This window comes from Neisseria sp. HMSC065D04 (genome assembly GCF_001815675.1).
Lineage (GTDB): Bacteria > Pseudomonadota > Gammaproteobacteria > Burkholderiales > Neisseriaceae > Neisseria.
Genome location: NZ_KV821532.1, coordinates 16,724 through 27,288, shown reverse-complemented (window position 1 = coordinate 27,288; position 10,565 = coordinate 16,724). Strand labels below are relative to the sequence as shown.

11 protein-coding genes are annotated in these 10,565 nt (G+C 52.1%); 1 reads left to right on the top strand and 10 read right to left on the bottom strand.

What is annotated here, in order from left to right; genetic code table 11:
* Nucleotides 1-163: 163 nt before the first annotated feature.
* From HMPREF3050_RS09595 to HMPREF3050_RS09560, 8 genes are all read right to left on the bottom strand, one after another.
* Complete coding sequence (locus HMPREF3050_RS09595) at nt 164-931, bottom strand: amino acid ABC transporter ATP-binding protein (protein WP_070774635.1); 768 nt, start codon at nt 929-931, stop codon at nt 164-166.
* Nucleotides 932-940: 9 nt separating this feature from the next.
* Entirely contained in the window at nt 941-1,657 is a 717-nt protein-coding gene (locus HMPREF3050_RS09590) for an amino acid ABC transporter permease (protein ID WP_003765700.1), read from the bottom strand.
* Nucleotides 1,647-2,471 carry an amino acid ABC transporter substrate-binding protein gene (locus HMPREF3050_RS09585; RefSeq protein WP_009173727.1) on the bottom strand — a complete coding sequence of 275 codons (825 nt, stop codon included), beginning with the start codon at nt 2,469-2,471 and terminating at the stop codon, nt 1,647-1,649. Before HMPREF3050_RS09585 ends, HMPREF3050_RS09590 begins: the two co-directional genes overlap by 11 nt.
* A gap of 360 nt (nt 2,472-2,831) precedes the next feature.
* Complete coding sequence (gene efp / locus HMPREF3050_RS09580; RefSeq protein WP_002219406.1) at nt 2,832-3,392, bottom strand: elongation factor P; 561 nt, start codon at nt 3,390-3,392, stop codon at nt 2,832-2,834.
* 40 nt (nt 3,393-3,432) lie between these two features.
* Complete coding sequence (gene earP / locus HMPREF3050_RS09575; protein WP_070774634.1) at nt 3,433-4,584, bottom strand: elongation factor P maturation arginine rhamnosyltransferase EarP; 1,152 nt, start codon at nt 4,582-4,584, stop codon at nt 3,433-3,435.
* Nucleotides 4,585-4,632: 48 nt separating this feature from the next.
* Nucleotides 4,633-4,911, bottom strand: coding sequence for a hypothetical protein (locus tag HMPREF3050_RS09570; RefSeq protein ID WP_003758590.1), 279 nt, complete (start codon nt 4,909-4,911; stop codon nt 4,633-4,635).
* Between the two features lie 160 nt (nt 4,912-5,071).
* The gene (locus tag HMPREF3050_RS09565; RefSeq protein WP_070774633.1) at nt 5,072-5,824 is read right to left on the bottom strand and encodes an alpha/beta fold hydrolase; all 753 of its coding nucleotides are present in this window, start codon (nt 5,822-5,824) and stop codon (nt 5,072-5,074) included.
* A 144-nt stretch (nt 5,825-5,968) separates the two neighbouring features.
* Complete coding sequence (locus HMPREF3050_RS09560; protein WP_070774632.1) at nt 5,969-6,868, bottom strand: NAD(P)H-hydrate dehydratase; 900 nt, start codon at nt 6,866-6,868, stop codon at nt 5,969-5,971.
* A 264-nt stretch (nt 6,869-7,132) separates the two neighbouring features.
* On the opposite strand from HMPREF3050_RS09560, the gene HMPREF3050_RS09555 reads away from it, so the two are divergent.
* Nucleotides 7,133-7,792, top strand: coding sequence for a cytochrome b/b6 domain-containing protein (locus HMPREF3050_RS09555; RefSeq protein WP_070774631.1), 660 nt, complete (start codon nt 7,133-7,135; stop codon nt 7,790-7,792).
* A gap of 211 nt (nt 7,793-8,003) precedes the next feature.
* Here the strand turns inward: HMPREF3050_RS09555 and aspA are convergent, their stop codons facing one another.
* Both aspA and HMPREF3050_RS09545 read right to left on the bottom strand, forming a co-directional pair.
* Nucleotides 8,004-9,401 carry an aspartate ammonia-lyase gene (gene aspA, locus HMPREF3050_RS09550; RefSeq protein WP_070774630.1) on the bottom strand — a complete coding sequence of 466 codons (1,398 nt, stop codon included), beginning with the start codon at nt 9,399-9,401 and terminating at the stop codon, nt 8,004-8,006.
* 180 nt (nt 9,402-9,581) lie between these two features.
* Nucleotides 9,582-10,457 carry a DMT family transporter gene (locus HMPREF3050_RS09545; protein WP_070774629.1) on the bottom strand — a complete coding sequence of 292 codons (876 nt, stop codon included), beginning with the start codon at nt 10,455-10,457 and terminating at the stop codon, nt 9,582-9,584.
* Between the last annotated feature and the right edge of the window lie 108 nt (nt 10,458-10,565).

Sequence of the window (10,565 nt, the reverse complement as noted above, 5' to 3'; positions counted from 1 at the left end):
CGCCGTACTGGTTTAAAGTTAATCCACTATATGTCGCCGTCCGTTGATGCCGTAGCGCTTCAACGTAAATCCATAATGAAAAAAGGTCGTCTGAAAACGGCGAATAGTGTTAACGAAACCCGCTATGCTTGTTTTCAGACGACCTTTGATGTAACAAAACGGCTTAATGTCGATAATCTGCCGAATCTTTACGGATTTGCCGCAGGAATTTCTGCGTCCGTTCGTGTTTGGGGTGTTCGAACAATTCTTTCGGACTGCCCTGCTCTACGATGACTCCGCCATCCATGACAACGACGGTAGTCGCCACCTCAAGCGCGAACTTGATTTCGTGGGTAACCACGACCATCGTCCAACCTTCTTGCGCCAATTCCTTCATGGCGTTCAACACGTCTTGCACCAATTCGGGATCCAGCGCGGAAGTGGGTTCGTCAAACAACATCAACTCAGGCTGAATCGCCAATGCGCGGGCGATGCCGACGCGCTGTTGCTGACCGCCGGAAAGCTGGTAGGGATAAAGGTCAACCTTATCGCCCAAGCCGACTTTTTCCAGCAATTTCAAAGCTTCTTCGCGCGCTTGGGCGGCAGGCTTGCCCTGTACGGCAACCGGACCTTCCATCACGTTTTCCAAAGCGGTTTTGTGCGGGAAGAGGTTGTATTGTTGGAATACCATGCCGGATTTGCGGCGCAGAGCCAAGATGTCGTGCTTCGACGGTTTCTTGGAAAAATCGATTTTCAGCGGTCGCTCGTTGTCAAACTCGATTTGTCCGTCTTCAGGCATTTCCAGTGCGTTTAAGCAGCGCAGAAACGTCGTTTTACCCGAGCCGGAAGGTCCGAGGATGACGACCACCTGCCCTTTGCCCACATCCAAATCGATGCCGCGCAAAATGGTGTTTTCGCCGAAGGTTTTGCGGATATTACGGATTTTAATCATGGCTTCCCCTTATTTGGCGACATAGCGGTCGAAGCGTTTTTCCAAGCGCGCCTGAATCAGGAACAGAACCTTGCAGAAACACCAGTAAACCAAAGCAGCTTCAATATAGACAGGCAGGAAGTCGTAGGTACGGTTTGCCGTTTCCTGCGCGACGCGGAACAATTCCGTTACCGTCACCACCGCTGCGAGCGAGGTGTTTTTAAACAAGCCGATAAACTCGTTGCTCAAAGGCGGCACGGCAACGCGGAATGCCTGCGGCGCGACGATGCGGCGAAAAGTCTGCATATAGGTCATACCGATGGAGAAACCCGCCTCCCACTGTCCTTTCGGCACGGACAAAATCGCCGCGCGTATGGTTTCGGAAGCGTATGCGCCGACATTGAGCGAGAAGCCGATGATGGCGGCGGGAATCGGATCGATGAAAATACCGACGGACGGCAGCCCGTAAAACACAATCACAAGCTGCACCAGCAGCGGCGTCCCCCTGATGATGGAAATATAAGTTTCCACCAGTTTCAGCAGGATTTTCCGCACGATGCCGCCGGAAGGCATAATCCGCACCAAAGCCACGGCGATGGCAATCACCATCCCGATAAGGAACGATGCCACCGCCAGCGGCAGCGAGACCATAAAACCGGCTTTGACCATAGGCAAAAACGCGCTGACAATCATATCGGCGCGTGTTTCCGTCATAAACGGCAGTGAAGCAAGAAAATTATTTAACACTGATGTCTTTTCCGAAGAATTGTTCGCCCAGTTTTTTCAGCGTGCCGTCGGCTTTCAGCTCGTTGATTGCCGTGCTGAATTTCGCCACAACTTCGTCATTGCCTTTATTGACAATCAAACCGGAACCGACTTTTTCATCGGCAGGCGCAGACCAAACGATTTTCACGCCCGCATTCGGGTTTTTCTTCAGATAGTCTAAAACTGCCAATTCATCGTTCAACGTCGCATCGGCGCGTTTTTGTTCAATCAGGGTCAGCGATTGCGCCAAACCGTCCACCGGTACGAGTTCCGCACCCGCAGCTTTGGCTTTTTCACCGTAGTTGCTGGTCAGGGACTGCGCGGTTTTGACGCCTTTAATGTCGTCGATGGATTTGATGTTGCTGTCGTTACGCGCAACTAAAACCGCACCGCTCCAGCTGTAAGGTTCGGATTTGTCGAATGTCGCTTGGCGTTCGGGGCTGGTCAGACCGACTTGGTTTGCCACCACGTCGAAACGTCCCGCTTTCAAACCCGCCATCATCGAATCCCATTGCGTTTCTTTAAATTCGACTTTGACGCCCAGTTTGTCGGCAACGGCGCGGGTAACTTCCACATCGTAACCGGTCAGCTTGCCGTCTTTGTCGTGGTAGGTAAACGGCGCGTAAGTGCCTTCGGTACCGACGGTAATCGTCCCTTTATTGTTGATGCGCTCAATTAAAGAACCGGAAGCGCTGGCAGATTGGGCGGGAGCAGAAGAAGACGCGCTGCCGCCCTCTCCGCCGCAGGCTGCCAAAACCAATGCGGTCATGCCGCCGAGTACGAATTTTTTCAACATAATCCTCTCCTGAAGAAAAAGTGTGCAAGAGCCGCATTCTAAGTGAAATTGCGGCAAACACAAAGAATACTTTTTTATATTGCTTATTCCGAAACGGATAAAGGAAGCCGTACCCCCCATCCATCAAGTAAAGGTCGTCTGAAAATGTGAATAAGCCCCTTTTCCCACTTTCAGACGACCCTCTTTATCGTCCGCATCATGATTCGGCTTGATATTCGTAATAATGGTGCTGAGCACAGATTCAAAGGGAACATTGTCCCATCTTATTTAAGATTCGCGCCTTGACTTAACACGCTGAGATGGCAAAAGGTCGTCTGAAAAGTTTTCAGACGACCTTTTATTTTTAACTGCCGCTGATGCTTAAGCGCGTTTGCGGAATTCGCCGGTACGGGTATCGATTTCGACTTTGTCGCCGTTTTCGATGTAAGACATCACTTGGATTTCAGTGCCGCCGACCAGACGCGCGGTTTTCATCACTTTGCCGGAAGTATCGCCTTTAACGGCAGGCTCGGTGTATTCAACTTCGCGTACGATGATGGTAGGCAGCTCGACAGAAATGGGGTTGCCTTCGTAGAAGGTTACTTCGCATTGGTCTTCCATGCCGTCAACGATGAATTTCAACGCGTCGCCGATGTTGTCAGCTTCGATTTCGTATTGGTTGAATTCTTCGTCCATGAAGACGTACATAGGGTCGGCAAAGTAGCTGTAAGTACAGTTTTTGCGGGACAGGATGACGACGTCGAATTTGTCGTCGGCTTTGTAAATGGTTTCGGAAGCGGCACCGGTCAGCAGGTTTTTCAGTTTCATGCTGACTTTGGCGGAAGAGCGGCCGCCTTTGATGTATTCGGTTTTTTGAACGACCATAGGATCGTTGCCGACCATGAATACGTTGCCGGCGCGCAGTTCTTGTGCTGTTTTCATGTATTGTCCAATCAAATCGGTTGTAAATAAACGCGCTATTTTAGCGTATTTTTTTAAGCTTTGAAATAAAGGCGGCGAGTTTTTCGGGGGCGGAAGGCTGCTCGAAAAGATAACGGCTCCAGTCCTCCGCACCTTGCCGCCAGTCGTTTTGGTGTTGTTGCAGGATTTGCCAACATTCTAGGCGCTGCGTGGCGGATAATGCCTCTTTGCCGTTGAGGTCGTCTGAAAGGCGGCGGTGTGCCGAGGCGGTTTCGGGCGTGTAGAAACCATGTGCCTTATCCCAAAAGGCGTGGAGTTTGTCGAGATGGACATGCTCGTCTTGCGGGTAGATGTGCCAAAAGAAGGGCTTGCCGGCAAGCTGGGCGCGGACGAAACTGTCTTCGCCGCGTATCACGGCGCAGTCGGCGAGGTGCAGCAGTTTGTCGAAATCCTGTTGCGGCACGAAAGGGATTTTGACGAGGCGGACAGAGGTCGTCTGAAAAACATCGCCGTCGTTTTGCAGGGCGTTTTGCGGAATGACGCCGCTTTGTTTGAGGCTGTCGATGATTTGCGTCCCCGCCAGCAGCAGGGTCAGCGGACTGCCTGCCTGTTGCCACATGTCCAGCCACTTCGCCCAAACATCGCTCCGATAGCCGAAAAGCAGCCATTCGGGGGCATTTTTTTCAGGAAGCATCAGCCACTCTCGCATGGCTTCGCTATTGAAACGGACGGCATCACGGTAATCGCGTTCGCGTATCAACCCGCCGCTTTTTTCGCTGAAACCCATAAACCAAAAATATTTTTGAACGCCCTCATGCGGCGAAGGCATCAGATGCAGCCTTTCATTGCTTTCTTCCGCGCTCAAATACTCCCAATTCAGCCAAAGCGGCTTGTGTTGGCGGATAATGTGCAACACGTTTTCGGGCAGGTCGCAGGCGAAAGTTTCGATGACGACATCGGGAACGGGCGCAGTATCAATGTCTGCCGCTTCAGAATGCCAAGTGCGGACATGAATATCCTGATGAACGCAGGGAACGTCGGGCAAATCGGGACAAAGCGCACGCAAGGCGGACACATCGTCCGTCCACAAATGCACCTGCCAACCGAGTTCACGGTGCAAAACACGGGCAAGCCGCAAGGAAACGCCAATGTCGCCGAAATTGTCGATGACGTTGCAAAAAATCCAACAAACAGGGAAAGCGTGTGTATTCATAAAAGACTCGAGGTCGTCTGAAATCGGTTTCAGACGACCTTTTCAAAACTAAAACGCGCCGAAATAGTGGAACAAATACACAATCAGCAAAACGATTGGAATAAACAGCAGCATGGTTTGACGTTTCAAATCAAACTCTTGCTTAAGATGATGCTTGATGGTGTCGAAAAGGACGAATTTGAACAGAAACGTCGCTTCGCAGGCAAGGATGATGCCGTTGATTAAGTGTTGCGCCGCGTCTTCGGGCGGATTGACGGCGAAAACGGCAAGCGTCGCCAAGGGTATCAGGCAGACGGCAAGCCAGCGGATGATAAGCGGTTTGGACATGGTGTGTGATGGACAAAATAAGGATGATGGTAAAAGAGCAAGTCGGCAGTTTAATCGGGACGAGGGAGGATTTCAAACGGATGGGCAGGTCGTCTGAAAACCAATTTCGGCGAACCTGCCAAAGCCGTTTTCAGACGACCTCTTTATCCAATACGGACTTTTACAATGCCTGAAACGCCTGTACTGCCGCCCAAATGATTTCGGGCTGCTCTTTAATCGCTTCATGGGCTGCAAACGGCACATTCATCAGATGCACATCGGGCAATTCGGTTTTCAGTTCTGCCCAATCATCGAAGGCAAGCAGAAAATCGGCTTCTCCGCGTATTGCCAAGACATTAGCTGCGATTTCACGGACGCTTTCGTTGGGATAACCGCTTGCGCTTTCATCCAGCCACATGGCTTTCAATGCCGCAATCCATTTTTCGGCATCGGGTTCGGGATTGACTGCCTGATAAGCGGCAAGCTGTTCCGACAGTTTTTCTTTTACAATATTAAGGTTCAGCGCTTCAAACATCGACCGTACGCGATTCAAGTGTTTTTGATGCCACTCTGCACCTACCGTGATGATTTTCTCAACATTTTCATCTTCCGCACCAAGATGGTAAGCCGTTATTCCTCCGTCGCTGAAACCGAACAGACTGTAATTTTCCACGCTTTCGTTGCGCAGGATTTGGCGCACATCATCGGCTGCTTGAGCATAGGTCAATGCGGTAGTGCCAAGCGTGGAGCGTCCGTGTCCGCGCGTATCGACGGCAATCACGCGGTAGTGTTGCAACAGGCGCGGCAGCAACGGTTCAAAGTCGGCAATCGAGCCGAAACCGCCGTGAAGCAAGACCATGACGGAGGCGGCTTCCTTACCGCCGATTTGGTAGTGCAGGCTTGCACCTTGATGGTTAAAAAATTTGGACTGCATGGTTTACCTTTTCAATCTATCCGGAGTATCTGCATAGGAAACATCAAAAAGCTTTTGGATTCCAACACAGATATTGAACATTTGCAAAGGGTCGTCTGAAAACGGCTTAGGAGCTGTATCTCCGTTTTCAGACGACCTCTTTCTTTAAACTTTTGTGTTCTCGATCATCAGCCGATTCCTCAACCATCTGGCGGTAGGTGCGATTTCGCCTGCCAGCATACCGGCTTCCACGCCTGTCGAGTGTTTGATAACATCCGCCGCCGCGCCGTGCAGCCATACGCCGGCGCATGCGGCTTGGAACGGCGGGATGCCTTGCGCAAGCAGGCTGCCGATGATGCCGCTTAAAACGTCGCCGCTGCCTGCGGTGGCAAGTCCGGCGTTGCCGCTTGGGTTGGTATAGACCGTGCCGTCGGGCGCGGCGACAAGCGTGCGGTGTCCTTTTAAGACGGTTACGGCTTGGAACGTTGCGCTGATGGTTTGGACAGCGGACATTCTGTCTTGCTGGACGGTTTGGGTTGATGCACCAAGCAGGCGGGCGGCTTCGGCAGGGTGCGGGGTCAGAACCAGATTACCGCGCTTTTGTGCTGCTTCGCGGGTTTCGGGGTTAGACCTTGCTAGCAAAGTCAGTGCGTCGGCATCAAGCAACAACGGTGCATCTTGATTGTGCGTCAACACGGTATTTAAGATTGAGTTGGCGGTTTCGCCCAAACCCATGCCGCAGCCGACCGCCCATGCGCTGATGTCCTTGCGTTTCAGCAGGTCTTCGGCAGTCGCCAGCATGATTTCGGGGCGTTCGGGGATGACGGCGAAGGGCAAGGCGGTTTGATTGAAGCCCGCCCACACTTTGCCGCTGCCTTGATAAATCGCGGCGGTGGAAGCGAGAACAACGGCTCCGCTCATGCCCGATGCGCCGCCGACGACGGCGAGCGTGCCGTATGTTCCTTTGTGCGACTCCGCCTGACGCGGGGTGAATACATCGGGAAATTGCGAGGTCGTCTGAAAAAAATCGGGCGTATCGGGGAGCTTATAGGACGGGTTCATCATCAATCTGCCTGAGTTTGGGATAAAATAGCGGATGCGTGGCGAAAAGAGGATGTCTTATATAGTGGATTAACTCTAAATCAGGACAAGGCGACGAAGCCGCAGACAGTACAGATAGTACGTTCAGCACCTTAGAGAATCGTTCTCTTTGAGCTAAGGCGAGGCAACGCCGTACTGGTTTAAAGTTAATCCACTATATCGACTGTTGTTTTCACGATTCTACCGCCCCGTATAGGAACACTACAACCGCACAACAAGGAATATTTAATGAAACAAAAAGTCAAAGTCTGGGATTTGCCAACGCGCCTGTTTCACTGGCTCTTGGTCTTGTCGGTCGGATTTATGTGGTACAGCGCGCAGGCTGGCGGCGGGATGCTGGTTTGGCACTTGCGCTGCGGACTGCTGGTTGCAGGGCTGATTGTCTTCCGTCTGTGTTGGGGCTTGTGGGGCAGCGATACGGCACGGTTTTCTCAATTCGTACGCGGTCCGTCGTCCATCCGCCGCTACCTGCAAGGCAGCCTGACGGAAAATGAGCAGCCCGGACACAACCCTTTGGGCGCGCTGATGGTCATCGCGCTGATTGCGGCGGTTTTGCTGCAAGTAACGACGGGCTTGTTTGCCGCCGATGAAAACACGTTTACCGACAGCGGCTATCTGAACCATTTGGTCAGCTCGGACACGGGCAGTCTGATGCGCAAAATCCATGTTAATTTCTTCAACCTACTGGCGGCATTGGCAGGCTTACACATCGTTACGGTCTTGGCGTATAAGTTTTTGAAGAAAAAAGATTTGATCCGCCCGATGATCAGCGGCTACAAGTCTATCGAGGGGCAAACCGTTGCCTTGAAATTTGCTTCCGCCGCCAAACTGATTGCCGCCTTAGTAGTCACGGCTGCGGCGGTGGCTGCGATTTTAATGTTGAAATAAGAATTTGAACAAATATAGTGGATTAACTTTAAACCAGGACGGCGTTACCTCGCCTAACTTTAAACCAGTACGGCGTTGCCTCGCCTTGCCGTACTATCTGTACTGTCTGCGGCTTCGTCGTCTTGTCCTGACTTAAATTTAATCCACTATAAAAAAAGGTCGTCTGAAACGGCAATTCCGTTTTCAGACGACCTTTCCTTTATGTCCTATCTTACAAATGCGGGTTCATCAGGTTTTCGGGCGACAGGATGCGGTCGAGTTCCGCTTCGCTCAACAGACCGCGTTCGAGAACGACTTCGCGCACGCCTTTGCCGGTTTGGGCGCAGATTTTGCCGACCAAATCGCCGTTGCCGTGTCCGATATACGGGTTCAGGTAAGTGACCAAGCCGATGGAGTTGAACACATAGCGTTCGCAGATTTCGCGGTTGACGGTAATGCCTTTGACGCATTTTTCGGCGAGGTTTACCGCAGCGTTGCCCAAGAGGGAGATGGTTTCAAACATACATTGCGCGATGACCGGCTCCATCACGTTTAATTGCAACTGCCCCGCTTCGGCGGCGAAGGTGATGGTGGTGTCGTTGCCGATGACTTTGAAGCAGACTTGGTTGACCACTTCGGGAATCACGGGATTGACTTTGGCGGGCATAATCGATGAGCCTGCCTGCATTTCCGGCAGGTTAATCTCTTTCAAACCGGCGCGCGGGCCGGACGACAAGAGGCGCAAGTCGTTACAGATTTTCGATAATTTCACCGCCGTGCGTTTCAATGCGCCGTGTACCATCACATACGCGCCGCAGTCGGAAGTCGCTTCAATCAGGTTTTCGGTCAGTTTGCAATCCAAGCCGCTGACTTCGGACAATTTTTTCACCGCCAAAGCCGCGTAGCCTTTCGGCGTGTTCACGCCCGTGCCGATGGCGGTTGCGCCCAAGTTGACTTCCAACAGCAGGGCGCGCGTGCGGTTCAGATTCAAAATCTCTTCTTCCAGCAACACTTGGAAAGACTGAAATTCCTGCCCCGCCGTCATCGGTACGGCATCTTGAAGCTGGGTGCGCCCCATTTTCAAAACATCTTTAAATTCATCGGCTTTGGCGGCAAACGCGTCTTTCAGCAACGCCAGTTTTTCCAGCAGTTCGCCGACACTGTAATACACCGCCAGCCTGAAGCCGGTCGGATACGCGTCGTTGGTGGACTGGCTGGCGTTCACATGGTCCATCGGATTGACGATGTCGTAGCGGCCTTTCTCGTAGCCCAACACTTCCAAAGCAAGGTTGGCGATGACTTCGTTGGTGTTCATGTTGACCGAAGTCCCTGCGCCGCCCTGATACACGTCGGACGGGAATTGGTCGAGGCAGCGGCCTTTAAGCAACACTTCATCGCAAGCCTTTTCGATGGCGGCGGCGATTTCGGGCTTCACCGCGCCCAGCTCACCGTTTGCCTGCGCAGTCGCTTTTTTCACCATCACCATGCTGCGGACAAACTGCGGCACGTCGGAAATTTTTTGATTGGAAATTTTAAAGTTTTCCACCGCGCGCAAAGTATGGATGCCCCAATACGCCTCGGCGGGGATTTCGCGGTCGCCCAGCAAATCGTGTTCGATACGGACAGTCATTTCTCTTACCTTCTCATTCGTTGGTTTATCAAGTAATGTGCATATGCAGGCGGAACATTAGACCGTTTTGCATGGGTTGTCTAGCTGCAAATGCGCCGTTGTTATCAAAGCAGGAAAAACACTCCCACCCGAAAGGTAAAAGGTCGTCTGAAACCTTTTTCAGACGACCTTTTTACATGCTTACATACCGATAAGTCCCCGTATCTGCGGCCAGTAAAACAAACAGGCGATGGCGCAGACGGCGACGCTGATGCCTGCGGCGTTGATGCTGCTGATTTTCTCTTTAAACGCCATTGCGCCGACCAGCGTTCCCAAGACGATGACGCCGATGTTCATCCCTGCGAAGACCAGCGTCGGGTTTTCTTTCATCATTTGGTGGGCGGTGATGTAGGTAACGATGTTGGCAAAGTTCAAACCGCCCAAAACGATGCCACCGATAATGCCTTCTTTCGTCCATTTGGTCGATTGGGAGAAAAGGTAGCCGAACATCAAAATACCGGCAAGGCTGAAGGCGACCAAGAGGTTGCCGGAAAACGCCGTACCGCTTTTGGCAAGCTGTTTGAAGAGGATGTCGATGATGCCGTAGCCCGCCCAAACGCCCGCGAGCAGCGTGATTTGCGTACCCAATCCGCCCGATTTCTTGCCGCCGTCGGCTTTCCACAACAGGCAGAACAAAGCCACAAACGCCAAAACGATGCCTATCAGCCTGCCTTCGGTCAACGCTTCGCCAAAAATGACGAACGCGGAAATAATCGGCAATATCAAAGACAAACGCTGCGCCGCATCGGACTTGACGATACCCGCCGCATCGACCGCCTTGCCCATAATCACAAACACCGAAGGCAGCAGCACGCCCAGCGCGCCAAACAGCCACCAAGTCGGCAAAAAGGCTTTCGGGTTGCTCAAATCGGGTTTCAATACCCAAGCCGTCAGCGCTACTGCGACGATGTAGTTTACCGCCACCGCCTGCGCGACGTCGATTTTGTTCTTACGCGCCAATTTGAGCAATACCGACACAGACACGCTGCACAGTATGCTTGCCAATAAATAAATCATGTTTTTCCTTTGATTGAATGTGTCGGATGCGTGGACAAATTTTCAGACGACCTTCTTGGTGTCCTGTTTTGATATTTATAGTGAATTAACTTTAAACCAGTACGGCGT